Source organism: Brevibacillus brevis (genome assembly GCF_022026395.1).
In the GTDB taxonomy this organism is placed as follows: Bacteria; Bacillota; Bacilli; order Brevibacillales; family Brevibacillaceae; genus Brevibacillus.
Genome location: NZ_CP041767.1, coordinates 1,548,193 through 1,573,117, shown reverse-complemented (window position 1 = coordinate 1,573,117; position 24,925 = coordinate 1,548,193). Strand labels below are relative to the sequence as shown.

The 24,925-nt window shown below is 48.3% G+C and carries 26 protein-coding genes; 10 read left to right on the top strand and 16 right to left on the bottom strand.

The features are described 5' to 3' along the window. Positions 1-3: 3 nt before the first annotated feature. The 3 genes from mscL to FO446_RS07930 are packed head-to-tail and all read right to left on the bottom strand — an operon-like array spanning position 4 to position 2,267. On the bottom strand, positions 4-468 hold the full coding sequence (gene mscL, locus FO446_RS07940) for a large conductance mechanosensitive channel protein MscL (protein ID WP_221867627.1): 465 nt from the start codon (positions 466-468) through the stop codon (positions 4-6). A gap of 13 nt (positions 469-481) precedes the next feature. Further along, positions 482-1,414, bottom strand: coding sequence for a nucleoside hydrolase (locus FO446_RS07935; protein WP_237900341.1), 933 nt, complete (start codon positions 1,412-1,414; stop codon positions 482-484). A 4-nt stretch (positions 1,415-1,418) separates the two neighbouring features. Next, positions 1,419-2,267 carry a nucleoside hydrolase gene (locus FO446_RS07930; protein WP_237900339.1) on the bottom strand — a complete coding sequence of 283 codons (849 nt, stop codon included), beginning with the start codon at positions 2,265-2,267 and terminating at the stop codon, positions 1,419-1,421. Positions 2,268-2,483: 216 nt separating this feature from the next. Here FO446_RS07930 and FO446_RS07925 point away from each other — a divergent pair, with 216 nt between their 5' ends. After that, positions 2,484-2,825, top strand: a complete 342-nt coding sequence (locus FO446_RS07925; protein ID WP_173608759.1) for a hypothetical protein — start codon at positions 2,484-2,486, stop codon at positions 2,823-2,825. A gap of 341 nt (positions 2,826-3,166) precedes the next feature. On the opposite strand, the gene FO446_RS07920 is transcribed toward FO446_RS07925, so the two are convergent. The 6 genes from FO446_RS07920 to FO446_RS07895 all read right to left on the bottom strand — a co-directional run bounded on the left by FO446_RS07920 (position 3,167) and on the right by FO446_RS07895 (position 9,193). Continuing rightward, positions 3,167-3,382, bottom strand: coding sequence for a hypothetical protein (locus FO446_RS07920; protein WP_173608760.1), 216 nt, complete (start codon positions 3,380-3,382; stop codon positions 3,167-3,169). 53 nt (positions 3,383-3,435) lie between these two features. Then, entirely contained in the window at positions 3,436-4,647 is a 1,212-nt protein-coding gene (locus FO446_RS07915) for an ABC transporter permease (RefSeq protein WP_221867624.1), read from the bottom strand. Next, positions 4,634-5,365, bottom strand: coding sequence for an ABC transporter ATP-binding protein (locus tag FO446_RS07910; RefSeq protein ID WP_173608762.1), 732 nt, complete (start codon positions 5,363-5,365; stop codon positions 4,634-4,636). The genes FO446_RS07915 and FO446_RS07910 overlap by 14 nt, the downstream gene beginning before the upstream one ends. Positions 5,366-5,369: 4 nt before the next feature. Continuing rightward, positions 5,370-6,962 (bottom strand): efflux RND transporter periplasmic adaptor subunit, encoded by a 1,593-nt coding sequence (locus FO446_RS07905; RefSeq protein ID WP_237900337.1) that lies wholly within the window; start codon positions 6,960-6,962, stop codon positions 5,370-5,372. 148 nt (positions 6,963-7,110) lie between these two features. Then, positions 7,111-8,544, bottom strand: a complete 1,434-nt coding sequence (locus FO446_RS07900; protein WP_173608764.1) for a HAMP domain-containing sensor histidine kinase — start codon at positions 8,542-8,544, stop codon at positions 7,111-7,113. Further along, positions 8,510-9,193, bottom strand: a complete 684-nt coding sequence (locus FO446_RS07895) for a response regulator transcription factor (RefSeq protein ID WP_173608765.1) — start codon at positions 9,191-9,193, stop codon at positions 8,510-8,512. Before FO446_RS07895 ends, FO446_RS07900 begins: the two co-directional genes overlap by 35 nt. 138 nt (positions 9,194-9,331) lie before the next feature. Between FO446_RS07895 and bluB the strand changes: the two genes are divergently transcribed. Continuing rightward, complete coding sequence (gene bluB, locus FO446_RS07890; RefSeq protein WP_088906445.1) at positions 9,332-9,985, top strand: 5,6-dimethylbenzimidazole synthase; 654 nt, start codon at positions 9,332-9,334, stop codon at positions 9,983-9,985. A 254-nt stretch (positions 9,986-10,239) separates the two neighbouring features. Here bluB and hrpB read toward each other — a convergent pair whose 3' ends face one another. Further along, positions 10,240-12,744, bottom strand: coding sequence for an ATP-dependent helicase HrpB (hrpB, locus tag FO446_RS07885; protein WP_237900335.1), 2,505 nt, complete (start codon positions 12,742-12,744; stop codon positions 10,240-10,242). Between the two features lie 138 nt (positions 12,745-12,882). Between hrpB and FO446_RS07880 the strand changes: the two genes are divergently transcribed. Both FO446_RS07880 and FO446_RS07875 read left to right on the top strand, forming a co-directional pair. Continuing rightward, a complete protein-coding gene (locus tag FO446_RS07880) occupies positions 12,883-13,065 on the top strand; it encodes a hypothetical protein (protein ID WP_173608767.1) in 183 nt (60 codons plus the stop codon). Positions 13,066-13,101: 36 nt separating this feature from the next. Then, positions 13,102-13,962: an S-layer homology domain-containing protein gene (locus FO446_RS07875; RefSeq protein ID WP_237900333.1), complete on the top strand. Its 861-nt coding sequence runs from the start codon at positions 13,102-13,104 to the stop codon at positions 13,960-13,962. A 34-nt stretch (positions 13,963-13,996) separates the two neighbouring features. On the opposite strand, the gene FO446_RS07870 is transcribed toward FO446_RS07875, so the two are convergent. After that, on the bottom strand, positions 13,997-14,707 hold the full coding sequence (locus FO446_RS07870) for a YetF domain-containing protein (RefSeq protein ID WP_232773418.1): 711 nt from the start codon (positions 14,705-14,707) through the stop codon (positions 13,997-13,999). Between the two features lie 155 nt (positions 14,708-14,862). On the opposite strand from FO446_RS07870, the gene FO446_RS07865 reads away from it, so the two are divergent. Further along, the gene (locus tag FO446_RS07865) at positions 14,863-15,255 is read left to right on the top strand and encodes a VOC family protein (RefSeq protein ID WP_173608770.1); all 393 of its coding nucleotides are present in this window, start codon (positions 14,863-14,865) and stop codon (positions 15,253-15,255) included. A gap of 41 nt (positions 15,256-15,296) precedes the next feature. On the opposite strand, the gene FO446_RS07860 is transcribed toward FO446_RS07865, so the two are convergent. Both FO446_RS07860 and FO446_RS07855 read right to left on the bottom strand, forming a co-directional pair. Further along, positions 15,297-16,805: a PH domain-containing protein gene (locus tag FO446_RS07860; protein ID WP_232773419.1), complete on the bottom strand. Its 1,509-nt coding sequence runs from the start codon at positions 16,803-16,805 to the stop codon at positions 15,297-15,299. A gap of 2 nt (positions 16,806-16,807) precedes the next feature. Beyond that, on the bottom strand, positions 16,808-17,299 hold the full coding sequence (locus tag FO446_RS07855) for a PH domain-containing protein (RefSeq protein WP_232773420.1): 492 nt from the start codon (positions 17,297-17,299) through the stop codon (positions 16,808-16,810). Between the two features lie 307 nt (positions 17,300-17,606). Here FO446_RS07855 and ahpC point away from each other — a divergent pair, with 307 nt between their 5' ends. Together ahpC and ahpF are read left to right on the top strand one after the other, a co-directional pair. Further along, the gene (gene ahpC / locus FO446_RS07850) at positions 17,607-18,170 is read left to right on the top strand and encodes an alkyl hydroperoxide reductase subunit C (RefSeq protein WP_016741021.1); all 564 of its coding nucleotides are present in this window, start codon (positions 17,607-17,609) and stop codon (positions 18,168-18,170) included. Positions 18,171-18,183: 13 nt separating this feature from the next. Beyond that, positions 18,184-19,713, top strand: a complete 1,530-nt coding sequence (gene ahpF, locus FO446_RS07845) for an alkyl hydroperoxide reductase subunit F (protein WP_221867617.1) — start codon at positions 18,184-18,186, stop codon at positions 19,711-19,713. Between the two features lie 48 nt (positions 19,714-19,761). On the opposite strand, the gene FO446_RS07840 is transcribed toward ahpF, so the two are convergent. Together FO446_RS07840 and FO446_RS07835 are read right to left on the bottom strand one after the other, a co-directional pair. Next, the gene (locus FO446_RS07840; RefSeq protein WP_056496517.1) at positions 19,762-20,592 is read right to left on the bottom strand and encodes a prohibitin family protein; all 831 of its coding nucleotides are present in this window, start codon (positions 20,590-20,592) and stop codon (positions 19,762-19,764) included. A gap of 91 nt (positions 20,593-20,683) precedes the next feature. Further along, a complete protein-coding gene (locus FO446_RS07835; RefSeq protein ID WP_221867616.1) occupies positions 20,684-20,899 on the bottom strand; it encodes a hypothetical protein in 216 nt (71 codons plus the stop codon). A gap of 285 nt (positions 20,900-21,184) precedes the next feature. Here FO446_RS07835 and FO446_RS07830 point away from each other — a divergent pair, with 285 nt between their 5' ends. The 3 genes from FO446_RS07830 to FO446_RS07820 all read left to right on the top strand — a co-directional run bounded on the left by FO446_RS07830 (position 21,185) and on the right by FO446_RS07820 (position 23,027). Continuing rightward, positions 21,185-21,451, top strand: a complete 267-nt coding sequence (locus FO446_RS07830; RefSeq protein WP_232773421.1) for a CD3324 family protein — start codon at positions 21,185-21,187, stop codon at positions 21,449-21,451. An 83-nt stretch (positions 21,452-21,534) separates the two neighbouring features. After that, complete coding sequence (locus tag FO446_RS07825; protein ID WP_232773422.1) at positions 21,535-22,293, top strand: MBL fold metallo-hydrolase; 759 nt, start codon at positions 21,535-21,537, stop codon at positions 22,291-22,293. Beyond that, positions 22,290-23,027 carry a class I SAM-dependent methyltransferase gene (locus FO446_RS07820; RefSeq protein WP_221867614.1) on the top strand — a complete coding sequence of 246 codons (738 nt, stop codon included), beginning with the start codon at positions 22,290-22,292 and terminating at the stop codon, positions 23,025-23,027. Before FO446_RS07825 ends, FO446_RS07820 begins: the two co-directional genes overlap by 4 nt. Before the next feature lie 55 nt (positions 23,028-23,082). On the opposite strand, the gene FO446_RS07815 is transcribed toward FO446_RS07820, so the two are convergent. After that, the gene (locus FO446_RS07815; protein ID WP_237900331.1) at positions 23,083-24,924 is read right to left on the bottom strand and encodes an ABC transporter ATP-binding protein; all 1,842 of its coding nucleotides are present in this window, start codon (positions 24,922-24,924) and stop codon (positions 23,083-23,085) included. Between the last annotated feature and the right edge of the window lies 1 nt (position 24,925).

The window sequence follows — 24,925 nt, the reverse complement described above, 5'->3', positions numbered from 1 at the left end:
GTCTTATTCGGGTGCCAATGCCGTTCCTTTTGTCTCCAGCATGGAGGTGCAGTTCGGGCAGCGCGTAGCCTTGATTGGAATCGCGGAGATGCAATGCGGGCACTCTTTCGTTGTCTCTGGTGCTTTCTCCACTTCTTGCTTGCGTTTGAAACGGTTGAGCTGTTTGATGACGATAAAAATAGAAAAGGCAATAATGACAAAATCAATCACAGAGTTGAGGAACAACCCGTAGTTCAGCGTGGCAGCATGAGCTGCTTTTGCTTCAGCGATCGTCTTATAAGGAACCCCGCTCAAATTGATGAACAAACCGGAGAAATCTACCTTGCCAAGAAGTAATCCGATCAATGGGGTAATAATGTCATTAACGAGTGAGGTAACAATTTTACCAAAAGCCCCACCAATAACAACACCGACAGCGAGATCCATGACATTTCCTTTTAACGCAAACTCTTTAAACTCTTTTAACATAATGACTTCCTCCTTACCTACCTAAAACATATTGTAAAAAATGGCTGACAAAGCGTTCATGATCAACTTCCAGACACACATCCACATTCGGCGGCTGGGCTGGATGTTCCCGTCTGTCTCCAATCGTACGGGCATCACTGGCTCCCCCGGACGTATCTACCGCAACATGCATTGGGACTGACTTCACAAACGTTGGATCAATGACGACACCTACCGCCAACGGATCATGCAGACCGCAGCCGCGCAAGTTGCCCACTGTCGCGTAGGCATTCATGTAAACCTCGCACATATCCGCGAAAACATGGCTTAAGCGTGTATCCTTCGCTCTCCATTCCTGCAAATGTTCGCGGGTAAGCAGCGTTTGCATCGTCACATCCAGGCCTACCAGCGTCACGGGAATACCAGACTGGAAGACGTACGCTGCAGCTTCCGGATCAGCGCAAATATTCGCCTCCGCTACAGGCGTGCGATTCCCCGGCTCCGTTACAGCTCCCCCCATCACGACCACTCGTTTGACAAGGGATACGATTTCTGGAGCAGCCATAATCGCCCTCGCCAAATTAGTCATGCTCCCGACGGTCACGAGCGTCAATTCGTGAGGATTTTCCTTAATCGCAGAGATGAGAAATTGTGTGGCACACTGTGGCTGAGCCGTTGTCGATGGATCTGGAAGGATCACATTGCCTAGCCCGTTTTCACCGTGGAATAGCCTTGCTTTTCCTGTAAGGTCGCGAACAATCGGCTTCGATGCCCCCTGATAGACAGGAATCGCAGACGCACCCAGCAGCTCGAGCACCTGTAAGGTATTGCGTGTTGCTTCCTCCACCGTAATATTGCCAAAAGTCGTGGTAATCCCACACACTTCAAGAGCAGGCGAGTGAACGGCATAAGCAATCGCCAGCGCATCATCAATCCCGGTATCTACATCCAAAATGATTTTTTCCATGCGCTTATAACCCTCCCTGATCCAAAACGGTTTGCAGCCAGCGCTCTGCCTCTGCCATCTCAACCTCAACACATACAGCCGTATCGGTTCCTACACTCGGTTTTGCCCGTAGATCAGCTAGAATGGCACCCCGTGATAATTCACTTTTGCATTCGACTGAGAGCTTCATCTGCTCGGTTCGCATTTTATCAGGCGAGAGAGCCACGAGCATCGCTATCCATGCATGTAACCCACGAGCAGAAGTCGCGAACTGCATGTCCGACATCGTCGTTCTATCGATTAGACCAACTGCTTCTGCGAGACTTCCTAGCATATGTACTTGCTCTTCCGTCAGACGAAACGAGCTGGTTGTATCGAATGGAACGAGCACAAGCGGCAAGCGTGCTGCCAAAACGAGCGCAGCTGCTTCCGGATCACCATGCATGTTTGTTTCGGCAATAGCCGTTACATCTCCTGGTACGCGTATCGCTCCACCCTGCACCACGATTCTCGTAAATTTACTGGCCAACAATGGATCACGCGCGACAGCCAGAGCTAGCGTCGTCAAACGATCAAACGTCACGAGCGTCAATTCACTTTCCTCATCTTGCGTGGTTTCTGCAAGGAGTCGTACACCTTCCGAGGTGGTCGTTTCTACCGTTCCTGAGAAAAGCGGCTGCCTGGCACCTGTAACGATTGGAATTTCATAACCTGGCTGTGCAAAATCAATCAGTTTGCTAGCCAAGCTTGACTGCGTGTCTCTGCAAATGATTCCTGCTACTTGAACATCAGACGATCGCAAAGCATACAGCAAGGCCAGCCCTTGTCCAAATCCACCGCAAAACTCGATGATCAACCGGTGTTTTTTTGCCACAATCTCATCTCCCGCTTCTCGCTATTGCCATTTGTCAAAACCGCTTTTCCTATGCTATCCAAATCAAGAGCAACCGTCAAATATCCAAATACTCATCTCTACCTTCTCTTCTCTTGCATCGAACGGATAACTATTTTACACTTATTCATGACTTCGACAAAAATCGCCATCACGCAAGACTAATGCGCCAAGCCATGCTAAAGGAGTATAACGGTCATGCCTTCGTTGAACCACTCAAACATGGATGCTATTTCTCTCGTGAAAAACCAACTGATCCAAGCGATTATGCTGCACCAAGCGAAGCCTTATCTGCCTGTTTGGGGAGAACTGTTTACAGCGTTACGGGAAATCCAAAAGGCAGGCCAGCATTCCCAGAAAAATATACACGTCTATTCCATCGAGCCGACAGGCGACCTCTGGTATTTGTACCGAGAGAATGTTTTTTCTGTCGATCTGCCTGGGATGGGCATCACGATTTCTCTCACACAGGAGCAATTTATTGATGCCTTGCTAAAAGGAAGCTTTCAACCTACCCTATCGATAACAAAGCCGTCATGAGAAACGAAACGGCTTTTTTTCATGCATTTTGGACAAAAAAAAGCCCCAAGATCAAATCTTGGGAGAGAGTAGTACGTTATATTCACGTGAATAAGCTTATTTTATATCCCACTACTCACTCATTCTAGCTGTATATTCAGGTAAATGTACCTATTATATCCTATGATCAAAAAAAAGAGGCGGCCCTTCTGCACAGATTGGGTGCCGCCATCCCGAACTTCCCCAAGTTCGTTCATATTCGAATTGTACTATGAAACAGTCCTATCGAAAAGTGTCAGGTTTTGTTTTCCTGTGAATTATTGCAAATCCCTGACGCCTGCTTAAGGCCATCAGGGAGCATTCTATTTGCTATCGTTGTTGAGCACATCAGCAGCTCTCGGTCCAAAAATGATATACAAATAGACATATTGGCTGACGCTAACGCGAGGAAAGACGAACGCAACACTGGCCTTGCCCTCTTGCTGTCTGACAAAATATCGCAATTTGCTTGTTTTGATCCTTTTCACAATGCGTGTCGCTTCTCGCCATGGTACGGAAAATTGAACGCTTTTTTCCATCAGCACCAACACCTCTCACGGCTAGTATGCCCCGGATTGGTAAAATTACACACTCACTCATACCGCAGTGCGTCAATTGGTTTGAGCTGTGCTGCTTTTCTCGCCGGATACACACCGAAAATGACACCGACCAATGTAGAGGTCAGAAACGCATACATGATCGGCGACAGACTAATTGAGGTTGCCATCTGACCGAGCTTGCTAACCAAAAACGCAGCCCCTACCCCTAAGGCAATACCAATCACCCCGCCAATCAGGCTAAGCGTAACCGCTTCGATCAAAAACTGACGGAGAATATCTCCCCGCTTCGCTCCAATCGCTTTGCGAATTCCGATCTCCCGTGTCCGCTCTGTGACAGAAACAAGCATAATGTTCATTACGCCGATTCCACCAACAATCAGCGAGATGGCAGCAATACCAGATAAAAGCGCCGTCATCGAGCTGGATACTGACTGTGCCGTGCTTAAAATGTCAGATTGAGACGTAATGCGGAAGTCATCGGCAGCTTGTGGCCGTAGTTTGTGATTGGAACGAAGGGCTTGCTGAATATCTTGTTGCGCCTTCTCCATCAAATCCGACGATGCTGCCGAGACATAGATCGAGCCCACATTTTTGCCTCCAGTCAGCCTGTTCATCGCAGTGGTAATCGGAATGATGATCCGATCATCGTTGTTTGTCATACCTGAACTACCCTGGCTCTGCAATACGCCGATGATCGTAAACGGAATCCGGTTGATCTGAACGGTTTGCCCCACTGGATTCGCTCCTTTAAACAGGTTGCTGACCACCTCTGTCCCCACGACAGCCACGTTGTATTGCATCTTCACTTCAAAATTGCTAAAGAAGCGTCCTTGTCCTACTTCTACATTCCTCACCTGCGGGAAATCGGCTGACGTCCCCTCGAGCATACTGGAATAGTTATTGCTTCCCCAAACAATCTGCCCCCGCGCATTGACGCTGGGAGCCACATCCGAAATGGACTCTTTTTGCATCAGGGTTTCTGCATCTGCCATCGTCAGCGTATTCAGAGAGCCAGCCCCAAGGCTTACCCTGCCTTGTGTCGCCTGACCAGGTGTGACAATCAACAGGTTGCTCCCTAAACCATTGATCTGCGAAGCAACAGACGTGGAAGTCCCTTCTCCAATCGCCACCATCGCGATAACAGCAGCCACACCGATGATGATTCCCAGCATCGTGAGGACGGAGCGCAAGCCATTTGCCCTGATGCTGCGAAAAGAAATGCGTACACATTCAAGAAAGCTCATCTGCTCTACCCTCCATCGACACCCTTCTGCGATCCTCCACCACTTCATCCGCGATGATTTGCCCATCGCGAAACCGGACGATCCTCTTGGCATACTCCGCAATATCAGGCTCATGTGTCACCAAAATAACCGTTTTGCCCGCATCGTTCAGCTTTTGAAAAATACCCATGATCTCTTCACTCGTCTTCGTGTCCAGCGCTCCTGTCGGCTCATCTGCGAGCAGAATGACGGGATCGTTGACGAGAGCTCGCGCAATCGATACGCGTTGCTGTTGTCCACCTGACAGCTCATTGGGCTTGTTGTTCAATCGCTCTGCCAGTCCGACACTCGTTAATGCCCGGATGGCTTTTTCTCTTCGTTCCCGTGCAGGCGTGCCTCCATATAACAGAGGCAACTCGACATTTTCGACTGCGGTTGTACGTGGCAACAGATTGAAATTTTGAAAAACAAAACCGATTTTCTGATTGCGGATGACTGCCAATTCATCATCATGGGCTTGTGATACAGGATAGCCGTCCAAAAAAAATTCTCCCGAGGTAGGCTTATCCAGACAGCCAATCACATTCATCATCGAAGACTTGCCTGAACCCGATGGCCCCATGATTGCCACGAAATCCCCTTCCTCAATCGACAAGCTGACACCCCTGAGCGCATAAATCTCCTGGTCTCCGATGATGTACTGCTTTCTCAGCTCTTCTATTTGAATGACCGGTTTCATCTGCCTACCGTCCCCTTATCTGGACGCCCATTCCGCCGAATCCCGGCATACCGCCGCCCATTCGATTTCCATTTTGACTCGTTCCAGATGAGGTCTGTGTGTTCGCGAGGATGACGACACGATCTCCTTCGGTAAGCCCCTCGGTCACCTCCACCTGATCGGCAGTGAAGTATCCCATTTTGATTGGAACAAATCGATACGGCATATTCGCTCTGCCCTCTTTGCCTCCACTGCGGTTATTCACTTGCTTCGCCTCAGCCTGATTCCCTTCTGCTCCTTCACCAGCTTGTTGTGCAGCAGCATCCTTTAGTACATACACGCCATCCTTGCCATTTTGCGTTTGCAGCGCTTGCGCAGGTACCACGAGCACATTTTTATGGGTTCCTCGTTCGATCGCGACGTTCATCGTCATTCCGATCTTCAATTTGTTATCCTGGTTTGCCACAGACAACAGCACATCGTAAGTGGTGACTCCAGCGTCAGTTTTCGCTTCCGGATAGATCAGCTTTACTTTTCCATGGAACGTCTCGTCCGCATAAGAACTCGTTGTAAACGTCACAGGCAAGCCTTCCTGCACTTTACCGATGTCGCTCTGGCTGATCTGAGCCAATACCTCTAAATTTCCGCTATTCGAATTATCCATGATAATGAAATCATTCCCGGGTATTTCGCCTACATTGCCATTCACCTGGACGATCACTCCGTCCATCGGTGCTTTCAAGGTGACAGCCCTCAATGCCTTCTGTGCTTGTTGCAACCCCGCTTTTGCCTGTTCCACCGCTGCTTTGGCTGATAGTACTGTGGCGGCATCCGGACCTTCATTGGCTTCCTGTAACTCTTCTTGTGCTGTTTGATACGCAGCCAATGCTTGCTCTACCTTCACACTGGCCTGCCCTGTCGTCTGTCCGGCAGTCAATACAGCCGAGTTGTAATCGCGTTTAGCTTGGTCCAACGAGGCTTGGGCACTGTCGAATTCGCTCTTGGCAATCGCACCTGCTGCGAACAAGGTCTGCTGGGAAGTGTACGTCTTCTGGGCATTCTCCAGGTTTGCCTTTGCCTTTTCTACGTCATTCGCCGCTTTCTTTCCGTCAATGTTTTGCTTGGCGAGCTCCCATTCGTTCTTGGTCTGATTGACGGCGGCTTGTAAAGAAGTGATTTCAGCAGGGCTTTTGCGCTTTTGCGCCTCCTCTAGCTTGGCTTGAGCCGACAATAGATTGGCTTCCGCATTCGTCACCTGGATTCTCGCTACAGAATCGTCCATCGTCGCCAGAATTTGCCCTGCCTTCACGGCATCACCAACGCCGACCTTAATAGTAGAGATCGCATCCTTGGCTTCTTCTGCATCAGAAAACGAGAGAGACGAGCGCTTGGAAGCCTGGACAGTACCTGATGCCTGCACGACTTCTGAGATGTCTCCCCTTTTTACCGTCTCCACTTGAAAAGCGGCCTGCGCCGTTTGTGGGGTAAAAAATGACTGGTAGCCAAATATACCTCCTGAAACGATCACGGCCCCGACAGCCAAAACTCCAACGATCCACCTTTTCCTGTTGCTTCCTGTCTTCGAAAACAACTCTCTCTTGTTCTCCTTGTGAGTCACGCTCAGTCCTCCTACCGTCTGCTTGATTGAAGACTTGTCTTTTTGGTTGCGACCACTATACGGAACGAATACGTCAGGGAAAAGTCAGATGAAGGCACAAAAAAAAACGACCGGAGAGAAACCAGGTCGCTTTTCGATCATGCATGGATTATTTGCGCAAAATCAACGTGAAGGTGCTGCCTGACGCGGTACTCTCAGTCAGAATCAACACACCTCCTAACGCTTGGGCAATCATTCTGCTAAAAGACAAGCCAAGCCCCAGCCCACGGACGATGTGCTTCTTGTCCTCGCCACGGTAGAATCTCTCGAAGATCAAAGACTGTTCTTCTATCGGTATCCCACGTCCATTGTCCTTCACGTCAATGCGGATCTCTTCTCTTGATGCAGATAGTGACACGACGATCCTCCCCTCCGATTCCATCGCTTGTGCTGCATTATTTAGGAGATTGTACATGATTTGCTGCACTCGCAGCGGGTCGGTATCTATCATGATCGGATCAGAGGTACTTTCGATGTCCAGGCAGAGCTTCTCTTCTTCCTGCATAATTTTCCATTGGTGCGTAATTTCCCGGACCAGCTCCTGCATGTTTTGAGGCTGCCTGCGAATGCGAATGTCACCGACTGCAAAAGAGTTAAAATCGAGCAAATCCTCTACCATCTTTTGCAGACGTGTCGTTTCCTTCGTACAAATATCCAAAAACTCCTTGGCTTCCTCACCGCTCACAACCTCTTCCCTCACGGCTTGCACCAGCCCACTGATGGACGTAACAGGTGTTTTGAGTTCGTGGGTCACCCCTGCCAACAACTCGGTACGCATCATTTCCAGCTGCTTCAATCGCTCTGCCATTTCTCCAAAGGAATGAATGAGCTCATACACTTCTTGTTCGCGCTTGTTTTTATCCAATTGAATCTCGTAGTTTCCCAGCACGATTTGCTTGGCAGCGTCTGCCACATCCTTAATCGGCTGAGACAGCTTTTTCGTCAGCAAATAAATGACGAGCCAGCCAAGCAAACCGAGACCCAGAAGCATGATCGCGAGCAATTGAAATTCAGTCATGCTTCGTATCACCTGTTTTTGTGGGGTGAACAGCATGACCCATCCAACCACTCGCTCATCCACCTTAATGCTTTCCTTCACGAAAAGCACTTCTTCGCCCCGCGCAAGCTCAAACTGTGACAGGCTGTCATCCGCTTCCACCAGATCAGGCGCAATGCGCTTTAATTCCCCGGAAAAAGGACCAGGTACGCCAAATACCGGTTGCTTGTGTTCATCCAAGATCATCATAATTGGCTTGTAATTGACTCCGAGTGACTCCTGACGACTGTCCACAATACGAAACAAGAACGGAGCCATTTTTACCTTGCCTTCCACATCAATGACCCGATCCGCTACTTCCGCTGCCATCAGTCTCATAAAATCAAGGCGTTTTTGCGTCTCGCTATAAGAAATCCAGTAGCTGGATGCAATCCCGATCACGAAAAGGCCGATACACAAGATGATCAAGTATCGCGTCGTCCAATAGCGAAACAAAGAGGTGCGTTTTTTCTCACTCATATACGCACAGCTTGTAGCCCAAGCCACGATAGGTACGGATTTCCCCTTCGGATGTCGGCCAATTTTCCAAAGATCGCCGGATGCGTTTGATCGCGAGGTCTACTGCGCGATCACTTCCTTCGTAATCCATCCCCCACACCTGCTCGATGAGCTGTTCTCTGGTGAACGTCTGGTTTTTGTACTGCGCCAAAAAAAGAAACAGGCACAAGTCCTTTGGTGTGAACGCCAGTTCGATGCCGTGCAGCATGACGGAATACGCCTTGAAGTCGATTCTCAGACTGCCAAACTGCTTCACATGATTGCCTTCTATTAATTGTTTCGAGCGACGTAATACTGCATGTACGCGAGCGACCACTTCGTCGGCAATAAAGGGCTTGGTGATATAGTCGTCAGCACCTTGGTTCAGACCCGCCAGCTTGTTATCGATTTGTCCCAACGCTGTCAGCATGATGACAGGACACGAGCTTTTCGCCCGAATATATTCGAGAATACTCCATCCGCTTCGTCCAGGCAGCATCACATCTAGCAAAACGAGCGCAGGATTGAGTGAATCAAACTTCCGCTCAGCTTCCTCGCCGTTAAATGCCTGTTCAACCCGAAAGTTGTTTTTTTCCAAATACGCCTTTAATACCCGAGAGATGGGTAACTCGTCTTCCACGATCAAGATGTTTTGCATACTCGTACTCTTTCTCCCCTCTGCTCGGACTAATCTTCCCTTTAGCGTAGGACATGAATATGTCAAGCAGATGTCTGGAAGGAAGCATACTTTGTAAGTAAAATAAAGAGACCAGAATGCAAATAGGGAGGTTTTCTCATGAAACGCTTAACCGCGGAAGAAAAAAACGGTTTGTATAAAGCCATTAGCAATCGTCGCGATATTCGTACCTTTCGCCCAGATCCTGTCGCCCCGGAAAAGCTCGCCATGATCTTGGCTGCTGCCCACCATGCTCCTTCTGTCGGATTCATGCAACCATGGAATTTTGTCCTGGTAGAAGACGACGCAACCAAACAAGCTCTCGCAGAATGTGCAGATAAAGAACGCCGGGCGCTTGCCATCCACTACGAAGGGACGGGACGAGAGTCGACCTTTTTGGAGTTAAAAATTCAAGGGATCAAGGAAGCGCCTGTCACCATCTGTGTCACTTGTGATCCTACACGTGGCGGAGACCATGTACTCGGACGCAATTCCATCCCGGAAACAGATATCATGTCTGTCAGCTGTGCGATCCAAAACATGTGGCTGGCAGCCTACGCCGAAGATTTGGCAATGGGTTGGGTCAGCTTTTACAAGAAGGCCGACGTGCGTCGTATCCTGAACATACCGCCGCATATCGATCCTGTCGCATTGCTGTCGATCGGTTACACGGATCATTATCCGGAACGTCCACTCTTGGAGCTGCACCAATGGAGACAACGTGAGGACTTGCAACAGTTGATTTATCGGGAGCAGTGGGGAAATAAGGCGTAAGCCTTGACCCCATACGAAAGAAAGGGCGCTGCAACTGCGGCACCTTTTTTTTACAAAAAAAAGACCGCCTGATGGAACAGGCAGCCCAGAGAAATAGAGGGGGTAGTACGTGATTCACGGTATCTTCCTGACGTACGCAAGCACGAAGAAGGTTTCACAATTGATGTGACTCACGAACATGGAACTAGCAAAATGGGAAATTTCACCTGACACGAAGCCCTCCCTCTATGCCCGAATATACCTAGCCAATCGATTTATATGCGTGGTCGCGTCCGGTTTGTCGGAATGGCCGCTAACGGATCTTCTGGCCAGTAATGCTTGGGATAACGTCCCTTTAAATCCTTTTTCACCTCAAAATACGCATGTGCCCAAAAGCTCGCCAAATCCCGTGTCACTTGTACCGGACGCTGAGCTGGCGAAAGCAGGTGCAATGTCAGCGGTACTTTGCCTCTGCCTATTCGCGGAGAGTCTTGCCAACCAAACAACTCCTGTAACCGGACCGAAAGCACCGGTGCCGCTGGATCGCTGTAATCGACAGGAATTTTGGAACCGCTCGGGACGATCACATGGGTCGGAGCGTATTCGTCCAATTGTCTGCGCTGCTCCCATGACAGCATACTCTCCAGCAACGTCGTCACTGACAGCGCCTGCAGGTCTTCCTTTTTTCTGAAACCATACACATGGGGAGCGAGCCATTCCTCCAAGGAAGCAAGCAGTGCCTCATCTTCCATATTCGGCCAGCCTTCCTCCAGACGCTGCATAAAGAACAAACGCTCCCGATACTGTCTCGCCTGCCGGTTCCACGGCAAAATCTCCAAGCCCTCTTCTTTTATTCCGTCCAAAAACGCTGTTAACACCTCATCTGGCGAAGCCTCCGCAGGTATTTCTGCCAACAGGATCGCGCCCAACCGCTTTTGCTTGCGGCTGCGAACTGCCCCAGCCGTATGCTCCCACCATACGTTCATTCGTTCGGTAATCTGCATCGCACAATCATTCAACAGCTCGCTTTCTTCCACACTAGCCGCCAGTAATATCCGACTGTCTGCACCTTGGTCATCGAGTTCTGCTGCCACAATATACGGTGAAGCAGTCAGTGGTTGCTGCACGGAAAAAGCCGCCCCACGCCCATTTCGAAGCAAATAGCGTCCATCTGCTCTTCGCTGGGCAATCCGATCCGGGTACGCAAACGCCAGTAGTCTTCCCGTTGCTTCTGTACGAGTGGTCGCATCACTGGGCATGTTGTTTATCCATATCCGTTTAAAGTGAGCCGCCTCATTCCAAAGTCTTTTGCATGCTCCTATATCAATCGGAAGCTCCGCTGCAACACTCTGTTTGTTTGCTACCTGTCGGAGCAGCTCAACACGCGTACGCATATCCGCATCTGCCGAAGCTTGGCGCCCCCTCATAATATCTCGTTCTTCCAAGAGAACAGCCAGCTCGCAGGCCAGTTCACCTTCCCCCAGCTCATTCGCTTTTTGAATCATGTGGCCTAACCTCGGATGTACACCCATCCCAGCCAGCACTCGTCCATGTGGTGTGATCTGCTTCCGCTCATCGAATGCGCCCAGCTGAATCAGCAGCTCTTGAGCCTGTGCCATCGCTGGCTTCGGCGGGGGATTCAGCCATTCCAGCTCGTCCGGTGCCCCGACTCCCCACAGAGCCAGCTCCAAAGCGAGCACAGCCAGATCCGCTTCCATGATTTCAGGTGCCTGCTGTGGAATGAGCATGCGATCTTCTTGCTCTGTCCACAATCGAAAGCAAACCCCGGGTGCAAGACGTCCAGCCCTTCCTCGCCGTTGGTCAGCAGATGCTCTCGATACCTTTGCAGTCTCCAGTCTCGTCATCCCCGTTCGTGGAGAAAAGCGCGGGACCCGTTTTAAACCACTATCAATCACGATGCGCACACCCTCGACAGTCAAGCTCGTCTCGGCAATAGTCGTAGCGAGGACAATTTTGCGCTCTCCTGTTTTCCCGGGCTGGATCGCCTTATCTTGTTCCTCCTGCGACAAATTTCCGTAAAGAGGCGCAATCCGTATATTCGATCCCACACCGCTTTCTTCGAGCAACGCTTGCACCCGATGAATTTCTTTGGCTCCCGGTAAAAAGACGAGCATATCTCCCTCTTCTTGTCTCAACGCATGGAAGATCATATGGACAACCGCTTCCTCCAGACGGCCCTGCATCGGAGAAGTCAAAAAGTGCGTCTCCACCGGAAACATCCTGCCTTTACTACTGACAACAGGAGCATTCCCCAGCAAGGCTGACACGGGCTCTGCATCGAGGGTAGCGGACATCACGAGAATTCGCAGGTCCTCTCGAAACAAGCCTTGTGCCTGAAGACTAAGGGCCAGCCCTAAATCCGCGTGCAAATTCCGTTCGTGGAACTCGTCGAAAATAACAAGACCAACATCGGATAGCTCTGGATCATCCTGTAGCATTCTCGTTAAAATTCCTTCTGTCATCACTTCAATCCGTGTGTCTGGACCCACTCTTGATTCACGCTTGACCCGGTATCCGACCGTTTGCCCAACTTCTTCACCCAGCAAGGCAGCCATGTAGGCAGCGGCTTGACGTGCGGCCAGTCGTCGTGGTACCAGCATTACAATTCGGCGATTGTCCAACCAAGCTTCGTCACGCAAGGCCAATGGTACCCGCGTCGTCTTCCCCGCACCTGGAGCGGCTACCAACACTGCGTTTGTCTCTTTGCGAAGCGTGTTTACCAGCTCGGGCAATACTTCATTTATCGGCAATGCATTCATGTTTTCACCTCATACGAGCAATCATCCCTATTCATCATACACGATACAGAGATGTAGGATGAGTGTGGATCGTAATTGAAAATAACTGAATAATCATTCAATAGTATAATGATTCCATCACTAGGGGAGGTGTGCGGTATGATTCACATTCATCATCAGGAAGATGTAGCCTGTTTCGAAGGGATTGTTCGCGTCGGGGATTGGGAATCGGCACCGATCATCGCGGCTTCGTCTGGCGAGTTTGACTCGCTCTATATCGTCACATCTGTTCTTGCAGTTCACCTTCCTTTTCCAGAGCCTGATAGTATACTAGAAGGATAATCCTTACCATTTGATAGAAAAAAGAGAGGAGAACATATGAAAGTCATCACGGTATTACTTGCACTCATTTTGGGGTTATCCAGTATTTATCCTGCAGTCACACATGCTGCTCCGAAATTTCATGATGTCGATCCGAAGAAATACGGCTGGGCCATGAATTCGATCTCCTTTATGGTAGATAAGGGTGTGGTGAGTGGTTATCCTGACGGTCGCTTTCAGCCTGAAAGATTGGTAGACAAAGCAGAATTGACCGTCATGATCTATCGCCTGTTTGATCGGTACAGACCGTACAAAGCTAACCAAAAGACAGATTACAGCAACTATCACATCGAGCGATTTGCCGACGTGCCCCAAAATCATTGGGCGTACACGGAGATTAGCTCGATTGTCACAAGAGACTGGTGGAATGCTGTCCGCTATTCGTCCAATGGCTACCTTTTTTCCCCAGACACAAAACTCAATCGAATTGGTGCGGCAAACGTCTTGCCCGTCTTTATGTTAGAAAACCAAGACATTCCGGCGGCAGAGGTCTTACAAATCCTTTCCGGCATGCGGGATATTCCCATCATCTTGACTCAGTATTCGCTTGACCCAAACTCGCCTGAAAACTTCTTCCAGGAGGATGGTCGGTACAACGAAGACGGGAGAGACCAAACGAACATCCTGTATCCGCTTCTCTTTGGCCAAGATGGCGATGAAATTTTGTTTTCGGATGACTACAGTGGAATCATAGGAACCAACCTCGCCCTCTTGCAAAAAACAGGGATCATGACTGCGTGGAACGGCAAGTTCGAGGGTGGAGAAATGCTGACCCGCGCGGAAGCTGTCACTATTTTGCACCGATTTTATAACCATTTGAAGAAAACAGGTACACTCAGCCAATACTCGAGCAAGTAAAAAACCTCCATCTCGGAGGTTTTTTTGCGACACCTTATTCTTTGTCGATCGGATTAGTAATACCGTCCTCATACGGGTCGAAATAAATATGTCCATTAGAGCTAATCACGGCGTAATTCACTTCCGCGACGCTCAATCCTTTTTTGCCCACCTGTGAGAGTAGCCACTCGATGGTTAAGCTATGTTGGCGTAAATTGCTCTGGATGATTTGGCCATCCATGATCAGTTCAATCGGGAATGTCTGTCTCTTTCCCGTTTTCAATTGCAAATCCCCGCGAGTGACAGGTAAAAACTGCGGTTTTCGCAGGACGGATATCTCTCCATTCAACTCCAGCACAGCATATTGAACTTCTTCGATATTAAAAATGTTTCTTTCCCTCAGCTCTTGATTCAGCGTATCCAAAGACAGCTTTTGCTTGCGCATGTTATCTTCGAGAATTCTTCCATCCTGGATAATCATCGTCGGTTGGCCCGAAAACCATTTTCGCATCTTCCGGTTTTTCAGGGAGAGAATCATCAACAAATAGGCGATACCACTAAAAGTGAGTAATGTCACGAGCATGTGCGATATTTTGGCCATGGTGTTAAAGGCAAGATTTGCTGTCAGCGCCCCCAAGGTGATCGCCGCGACAAAATCGTGATACGTCATTTGCGCAATCGTCTGCTTGCCCAACACCCTAGTAATGATCATCATGATCGCAAAAGCCAGCACTGCTCTCGCAATCATTTCCACAATAGATTCCATGCTCCACCCCGGGGATGACGAAATTTGCACCATACCCCAATTATAGCCATGTTTAGCATTGGAAAACCTATCATGACCGTTTAGCATACAGACATTTCCTACAAATTCTTCTACAATAGAAAAAAATCATACCCATGGAAAGGAATGAAATTGATATGGCGATCAAAAAGCTGGAGCATGTGGGCTTGATGGTAAAAGATATGGAGGCCTCGATTGCCTTTTACACCGAAGTGGTTGGGATGGAGCTCAAAGGAAAGCTCGCTCATTCCAACGGAGTCATTACGCTTGCTTTTCTTGGATTTCCGGAAAGCACAGAGACAGAGCTGGAGCTCATTCACGGATACAGCGATTCCCTTCCGGTAGAGGGCAAAGTCCACCACATGGCGTTTGCTGTGGACAACCTCGAAGCTGAAATCGACCGATTGAAGCAACTACATGTAACTTTTATCGATCAGGAAATAACCACATTGCCGAACGGCTCTCGTTATATGTTCTTCAAAGGTCCAAATGGAGAATGGCTGGAGCTATTTGAAAGCACAAGAACGTAGAGGGAAAAGGTCCTCCTTTTCCTTCTACGCCCCCTCTCCTTCTATTCTACTTTGATCTCTTTTCTACGTCCCATATACCACTGATAAAACCCTTCCGCCAACTCTAACGGCACATCTGTTACCCCTTTATGACTCACTGGTTTGGCCCGATTGACCGTTTTGATGGAAGCAAGCCCTAGCTGCTTTTGCAAGAGGCCCCTTTTGACGCTGACCTCAATAATCTTTTCTCGTTTGGAGACAAATAAAGTCGTAGTTAGGCTCCCTGTTTGGAACTGAATAAAATGATCATTCAAGGTGTACCGGGTGTTGTAGAATTCAATGACTTCGAACGCCAGGATGAGCAGTGTCAACGCAATGGATATGACCCACCACGCTTGCTCCCATCCCCAAATATTCGGCTTGAAATAGGAAAGCGCACCTGTGCCTATGATCCAAATCCAGCTCGATCTGACCAAGCGAACCCATAACGATTTTTTGGGGAGACTCGTCATTTTTTCCGTCACTTCATACGCAGGCAATATTTCGGAGATCATCTCATACGCACGTTTTACCGGTAAAAATGGATAGAGTGAGCTGACATCCTGTTTATCTTTATCCGAATCACTATCCCCGCCGACAACCGTCAGCTTAACTTCGGCGAGACCCAGCATGCGCTTTAACAAAGATTGCTTGATTTTAATCGCCTGCACTCTCTCTTTTGCAATCGAAAAAGCTGTTTCTTCAATTACTCCTTTGGCAATGTAAATCCGCTCATGATCCGACGAAATCTCGTATTTTCCGTAACGAATATAGGTCGTGATCATGCCGAATACGATGGATAGGACGAGAAGTCCAACGGCAGTCAGCGTGACCCATGTCCAGGAACTCGTAATCAGCGAATAAATTCCTACTACCTGCTCCTCCACGTCGATATATTCGGTGAGTTTGAAATACGCCCATACCAATAACGTAATCATCCCGAGGAAGCTGAGAGAAGTGAAGGAAGCCTTGATAATCTCTTTTTTCGTTGGCGTAAAGTGAATGATTCTCTCAGGAGTGGCATACGGCGTACCGATTTCCACCGAAGGGATTCCTTCTCTCCCTTTAGCTTCAGGCTCTTTCTCTAATCGCACTGCCTGTTTCGTGTAAGCCTCCAGTCGATCCGCTTCGTTCAGAGAAATCACCGCGAATTCCACGGAAGAATCATCCCCAACCATCCCTGTCTCAAACCGGATAGAAGTCACGTGAAAAATTCGGTGCAGCAACGTCGTATGTCGATTGACATTTTGGATTTTGGTAAAGGGAATGGTTTGCTTTGTCTTCGTAAAAATCCCTTCGTAAAGATGGAAAGCCGTATCATCCAGCCTGTACTTGTACGAAACCCATTTCAAAAGCAGATAGACCAGCATTCCTCCTACATAGATGTAAAAAACAATTCTTCCGTACGTAATGAATGCGTTCGTCGAGTCATAATTGAACACAAACAAAATCAACGCAGGAAAAAACAGATGTTTTACTTGGATGATGAGATCAAAAAAGATAGTTAGTGGATGGTATCGTTTTGCTTCCATCACTACTCCACTTCCTTTAATTTGGCGTAGTGAGCAATCTGTTCTCTTAATTGAGCAGCGACATCCCCCGGCAATCCTGGAATTTCGTGCGAGGAGCCCATCGTTTTTATCAAGATGGTGTACAGTCCGTATTTTCGTAAAATCGGTCCTTGTTTCGTTGAGACTGCTTGGATTTTCGTCATGGGGACAAGAAAATGTTTCTCTGTAATCACCCCGAATTTCATTTGCAGGAAATCTTCATCGATATCATACCGCCAGCTTTTATATAAGAAATACGGCTCGACAAAAGACCAAATCGTCGCGATCACACCGATAACGAGCAATCCGTGCAAACCCCATCCGATCCATTCCTTCCAGACAAAACGATTATCCAGATAATAAAGAACGGCCAAAATAACAAGACCGAACACAACTGTAATCCCCTCGGTAATAAGCTGTACTTTGAACGCATCCTTGGACAAGCATTTTTGCGGTGCGTGAATTGGAGATGGCATATCATCACTCCTGTGTGTTTATTCCACTGTCCATTCGCTCTTTATTTCATACGTAAAACAATCCGCCCGGTTTCTCCAGACCAATCGTCAATTTTTCGCACAGCAAGCGAATACTCTTATGCCGTTCGAATCATACTAAATAATGGATAAAGCCCCTTGTAGAAATTATCACATTATAATCATTATAAAAAACTTGACTTACTGAATCATTTATTAAATAATAATCATTGTAAATTATATTCAAGCATGCCTCGTTACGCATGTCCTGAATATGTAAATACAAAAAACATATAAAGGAGCTAACACTATGTCACTCATCGGAACTGAAGTATTGCCTTTTAAAGCACAAGCATTCCAAAAAGGTAAATTCCTCGAAGTAACTGAAGCAAACTTCAAAGGTCAATGGAGCGTAGTTTGCTTCTACCCAGCAGACTTTACTTTCGTTTGCCCTACTGAACTCGAAGATCTGCAAAACCAATATGCAACTTTGAAAGAACTCGGCGTTGAAGTATACTCCGTTTCTACAGATACTCACTTCACTCATAAAGCATGGCACTCCAGCTCTGAAGCAATCAGCAAAGTAGAATACATCATGATCGGCGATCCTTCCCATGTGATCTCCCGCAACTTCGACGTATTGATCGAAGCTGAAGGTTTGGCAGATCGCGGTACATTCATCATCGACCCAGACGGTGTCATCCAAGCTGTTGAGATTACTGCAGGTGGCATTGGCCGTGATGCAAGTGCTCTGATCAATAAAATCAAAGCAGCACAATATGTTCGCAACAATCCAGGTGAAGTTTGCCCAGCTAAATGGCAAGAAGGTGGCAAAACACTGAAACCAAGCCTTGATCTCGTAGGCAAAATTTAAGGTGTGATATAAAATGGCCCTTGACCAAGAAATCAAAGCGCAACTAGAACAATATCTCGAGCTCTTGGAAGGCGATATTGTACTCAAAGTCAGTGCAGGCACGGATGAAGCATCTTCTGAGATGCTTGCACTGGTTGATGAGCTAGCCAGCATGTCTTTGAAGATCAGTGTGGAGAAAGCTGAACTTACTCGCACACCTAGCTTTAGCGTAAACCGTGTCGGCGAAGATACTGGCGTTGTTTTTGCCGGTACTCCGCTGGGTCACGAATTTACTTCCTTGGTATTGGCTCTTCTGCAAGTTAGCGGAAGAGCTCCAAAGGTCGAGCAAAGTGTCATTGATCAAATCAAAGACCTTCGTGGTGAATATAAGTTCGAATCTTACATCAGTTTGAGTTGCCACAATTGTCCAGATGTTGTCCAAGCTCTGAACTTGATGAGTATCTTCAATCCTGGTATTACTCATACAATGATTGACGGTGCCGTATTCAAGGACGAGGTAGAGAGCAAAAACGTGATGGCTGTGCCAAGCGTTTTCCTTAATGGCGAATTTTTCGAAAGCGGCCGTATGACCGTGGAAGAAATCCTTGCCAAGCTGGGGTCTGCTCCGGACGCATCCGAGTTTGACAATAAAGACCCGTACGATGTGCTTGTTGTGGGCGGTGGCCCAGCAGGTGCTAGTGCGGCGATCTATGCAGCACGCAAAGGGATTCGTACTGGTCTCGTTGCTGAACGCCTTGGGGGTCAAGTCAATGACACATTGGGCATTGAGAACTTCATCAGTGTGAAATACATTGAAGGTCCTCAGCTCGCAGCCAACTTGGAAAAGCAAGTAAAAGAGTATGGCATTGATGTCATGAAGCTGCAACGTGCCAAGCGTTTGGAGAAGAAGGATTTGATCGAAATTGAACTCGAAAACGGCGCTGTTCTGAAGAGTAAGACAGTCATCCTGTCGACAGGTGCTCGTTGGCGGAATCTGGGTGTACCAGGTGAAGCAGAGTTCAAGAACAAGGGTGTAGCTTATTGCCCTCACTGCGATGGTCCTTTGTTCATCGGCAAAGATGTTGCCGTTGTTGGCGGCGGTAATTCAGGTGTGGAAGCAGCGATTGATCTCGCAGGTATTGTGAAACATGTAACCGTTCTGGAATTCTCGCCAGAACTGAAAGCTGACGCAGTCTTGCAAGATCGTCTTTACAGTCTGCCAAATGTCACAGTACTCAAAAACGTTCAAACCAAAGAAATTACGGGTACGGATAAAGTAAACGGCATTTCTTACATCGAACGTGAGACAGGCGAAACCAAGCACATTGAATTGCAAGGTGTGTTTGTACAGATCGGTCTGGTACCGAATACAGATTGGTTGGGCGACACGATTGAGCGTACTCGCTTTGGTGAGATCGTAGTAGACAGCCATGGTTCTACAAACATCCCTGGTGTTTTTGCTGCCGGTGACTGCACGAACAGTGCTTATAAACAGATCATCATTTCGATGGGATCTGGTGCTACTGCTGCCTTGGGAGCTTTTGATTATCTCATCCGCAACTAATAGCAAAGCCACTCCTCTTCAAGGGAGTGGCTTTGTTTATTTATTCGGTTATGGGGTACCCACGTTGATAAACGGAGTAGCTCCGCCTGTAACGTTCGGCAGCTTTCCATCCCATTTGCGGATCGCTTCGAGTTGCGCCTCAATCTGTCTGAGCTGAATCAGCTCTGGCGTTACCTCTTGTTTTTGCAGGCGCAGTGCTTGTGCCTGTGCTTCTGCTCTCGTGATTTCTTGCTCTTTCTCGATCTTGATCCGCTCCAGGTCCAGCTTCGATTTGAGCGCTTGCTGCTCAGCTACCTGCTTGGATTCAATAGCGCGGTTAAATTCATCACTGAAAGTAAACTCGCGAATATTGATTTCGTCGAGGATAATGTTATAATTTGACAGCTTTTTATGCAGGACTTCTTTTACCTTTTGGCTGACCTCGGAACGCTTGGATACCAGTTCTTCTGCTGTGTATTGAGCGGTCACGGCTTTAAATGATTCGGCAATGGCAGGATCAACAATTCGGCTATTGTACTCCAATCCCACTTGCTGGTACAGTTTATTGACATTTTCTGCATCCAAATGATGGTTAACAGCAATCGTCGTAGATACGGTTTGCAGGTCACGTGAAGCGGAAGTCTGACTCATTTCTGATTTTTGCACCCGCACTTCCATCGGCACTACGGTTTGGATGAACGGAATTTTAAAATGCATGCCCTCTTGCAGCACTTTTGGCTGTACCGCTCCAAGCTGCAGCACAACCCCACTATGCCCTGCAGAAATAATCGTAAAAGATTGCGTGCCAAGCAAGACCAACGCAACCAGTATCACAATCGTTGCGATCAGCTTTCCTCCTGCTTGAAAGGGACTCATTTTTACAACATTTTTGTCGCTCATACTCGTCCTCCCTCTATCTATACATGCTCATTCATTTATACGAGAGAGTGGGCTGTAAGTTTCAAGAAATTTATGAAAAGTACATGTCATGTCATGTGCGCTCTGCTTTCGAAGCCTCCAAAAGGACATGCGCCATGCGCTCTGCCTCGATTTTACATAGCTCAAATTCAACTTCACCAGATACATGCGAAATCAATTGGATAACTTCCTCACACCCGTGATTGCATATTAAAAACTGTCCCCACCGCACTTCAGAACGTGGTACCTTGCGGGCGGAAAAGCCGCTTTGAAAGCCGCCAAGACTCATCTTTTCTCATCTCCATCCAAAAAACAATCTACGTATCCCTCTCATCTTACCCTTTCTTTCGCAAGCAAGGAAAAGATGTTTATTGAAGGAACTTCCCTTTCTCACTACTATAGAGACAAGAAGGGAGATGATTCAAATGCGAGACCCTTATGTACGAAGAGCCGAATGCGGCTCTGAGCAAAGAGTTCTTCTTTCTCTTGGTTCAGAGCCTTCCCCATATTGAGTTGAAGATCTCTTTGCTCATCTATATACGCACATCACGCTATATAGACAGGAGCAAAGCACATGAAATACAAAAATGCACAAGACCTTTTGCCAGACGATCTGCTGCGGCAAATTCAGCATTATATACAAGGAAGTTACTTGTATATCCCCATCCACCACGAAAACAAACGACAATGGGGCGCCTCCACAGACACAAAGCAATGGCTAAGCGAGCGCAATCAGGCTATTTGGCAGGCCTATCACGAAGGGGCTTCTGTCAAAATGCTTGCCCAGAAGCATTACTTGACCGAACACAGTATTCGGCGGATTATTCGTGGACATAAATGAGACAGAGAAAAAGTCGACCGTGTGTCTGCTCTACTCTTGCGTTACACTCCTTTTTAAGATCAGTCAGTCAGGAGGGACAACGTATGAACCAGATTCACTTTCTCGACATTTCGTTTATGTACAATGGATCTGCACAGGTCATTACCCCGGTGCTGTTGCAGGATGAGCATGAACTGATTCTTGTAGACTGTGGGTATCCGGACTTTTTGCCTCTGCTTCTGGAGGCCGCACACAAGCAACAGCTTACGCTCGATGACCTTACGAAGGTCATTGTGACGCATCACGATATGGATCACATCGGTTCTTTGGCAGCGTTAAAAAGAACCTATCCGCACCTCGAAATCATCGCCTACGAAGGAGAAGCACCATACATCGCCGGACAAAAGACATCTTTGCGATTGGAACAGGCGCAAGCAACACTGGAGCATCTGTCGTTGGATGAAAAGCAGAACGCTCATGAATTTATTCGCTTTTTACAGTCCATCGAGCCCACAGCGGTTGATCGAACCGTAACGAATGGCGAACGCCTGCCTTGGTGCGGCGGCATCGAGATCATTCACACACCTGGACATATGCCGGGACATATTTCGTTGTATGTGATCGCAAGCAAAACGCTGATTGCCGGTGATGCTGTTGTAATCGAAAACAGTAGACTCGAAATCGCCAATCCGTCCTATACGCTGGATATGCAGGAAGCGATTCGCTCTGTCCGCCGCTTGCTCGATTATGACATCGAGCAGTTGATTTGCTATCATGGTGGATTGTTCCAGGGGGACGTCAAGCAAGCACTTCGAGATTTAATCCAAGCCTACGACCCGACGCCGGAGGTTTTGAACGGATGAAACAGAACAAATACGATGAGTCAACTTTTTTCACCACTTACAGTCAAATGGCCCGTTCGGTTGAGGGACTGAACGCCGCAGGAGAATGGCACGCTTTTCGGGAGCTACTGCCTTCCCTTCGCGGGAAAAAAGTACTCGATTTAGGCTGTGGCTTCGGCTGGCACTGCCGTTATGCGCGCGAGCAGCAGGCCCGCTCCGTTATAGGTGTGGACCTTTCCGAAAAAATGCTGGCTCGTGCCAAAGAGACGACAACAGATCCCGCCATTGAGTATCTGCGTCTTCCGATTGAAGACATTGATTTTGCTCCAGAGCAATTCAACGTCGTCATCAGCTCCTTGGCCATTCATTATGTGGAGCGCTTTGACTTGCTTTGCCAACGTGTTTATCACTGTCTTGCTCCTGGAGGTTCCTTCGTTTTCTCCGTGGAGCATCCCGTCTTCACTGCTCTGGCTGAACAGGACTGGCATTACGGCCCCCAAGGCGAACGCTTGCACTGGCCAGTGGACAACTATCAGCAGGAAGGCATCCGGCATACCAGCTTTCTGGATCATGAAGTTGTCAAGTATCACCGAACGTTTTCGAGCTATATGAACGACCTCCTTGCTGCCGGATTTCACCTAACAAAAGTCGCCGAACCTGGCCCTCCTGAAGAAATGCTGGATATACCCGGGATGCGAGACGAAATCCGTCGGCCGATCTTCTTGTTGATCGCTGCCAGCAAACCAGCATCCTAACTATTAAAAAGCCCCCGTCCTCCACGTCATTTCCGTGTTTGGACGGGGTGCTCTGTTATTCCCCAGCAGCCTCCAGATTTTTAAACTGGTTGTAAAACAATTGATAGTAGGTACCTTTTTGTTCGATAAGTTCGTCGTGACTGCCTTTTTCCACGATCTCTCCCCGATCCACGACCATAATCGTGTCGGCATCCCGAATGGTATTAAGCCTGTGTGCAATCACAAAGCTCGTACGTCCCTCCATAATGGTGAGGAGCGCATCCTGGATATTCAGCTCTGTCCGTGTGTCGATACTGCTTGTCGCCTCGTCGAGTATGAGCAGCGAGGGCTTGGCGAGTATGACGCGGGCAATCGCCAAAAGCTGGCGTTGTCCCTGACTCAGGTTGCCCCCATTTTCCGTCAGCATCGTATCATAACGCATCGGAAGCCGATTGATGAACACATCTGCATTTGCCATTTTCGCAGCGGCTACTACCTCCGTATCTGTCGCATCCGGCTTGCCGTACATAATATTTTCCTTGATGGTACCAGAAAACAAGTACGTATCCTGCAAAACAAAGCCAAAGCTGCGCCGCAAGCTGTCCCGCGAATACTCTCGAATGTCTTTTCCGTCCAAATAAATCGTACCCGAGGTCACATCATAAAACCGCGTGAGCAAATTCACGATAGTGGTTTTGCCTGCACCCGTCGGTCCGACTAGCGCGATGGTGCTCCCTGCCTGTGCCTCGAAGCTGATATTTTTCAAAATCAGTTGATCTCGACGATAGCCAAAGCTGACCTGATCAAAGACGACGTGACCCTTTGGCTGTGCAAGTACAGTGGCATCCGGAGAATCCAATGGCTCCTCTTGTTCATCCAATACCTCAAACACCCGCTCCGCTCCAGCGACACCGGATTGAAGCACATTGAAAATGTTCGCGAGGTCGTTCAGCGGACGGACAAACTGGCGGGAATAACTGAGAAAGCTCGCAATCACACCGACTGTGATTAATCCTTTGACAGCGAGAACGCCTCCGACAATCGCCACCATGGCAAAGCCGAGGTTGTTAATCACGTTCATGATCGGCATGAGAAAGCCGGTCCATACTTGTGCCTTCATCCCGACCTTGCAGAGCCGGTCATTGATCGTCGTAAAGTCCTCAATGGCCTTTTGCTCATAATTAAAGGCCTGCACGACCTGAATGCCTGAAATCGTTTCTTCAATATGCCCGTTTAGCTTGCCCAGCTCCATCTGCTGATTTTTGAACAGTACGCTCGTTCGTTTGGCAATCGTACGTGTAAGCAAGAACACGAGCGGCACTGTGATCAGGCATACGAGTGTCAGGATCGGGGACAAAACGAGCATCATCACCAGCGAACCGAGGAGAACAATCCCTCCTGACATCAACTGCGTTGTAGATTGAGAAATGGAGTTGCTGACGTTGTCGATATCATTCGTGAGTCTGCTCATCAACTCGCCGTGCGTGCGAGCGTCGAAATAAGCAATCGGCAACTTTTGCAGCTTGTCAAAAAGGGTTTGCCTTAGATTCGTGACGATCCGTTGCGAGATGCCTGCCATCAACCAGCTTTGCAAAAACGTCAGTGCCCCATCCAAGATGTACGAGCCGAGCAACGCAAGAATGATGATAGACAAAAAGCTAAGAGCTTCCTCGCCACCTGTCATCGCATCTATCGACTTTCCGATCAAATAAGGCGCAGACAGCATGAGTAATGCATCGACAAAAACAATGCCGAATACAATCGGCAGCAGCTTTTTTTCTTTGCCAAAAGCTTGCCAGAGCCTTTTTAGTGTACCTGAAAAATTTTTGGGCTTACTCACTGGACCTCTGGCAGCACCATGTCCAAAGCCTCGACCAGGTCTCGGTGAAAAGACAGGCTGTTGCTTCTGTTGACTCACC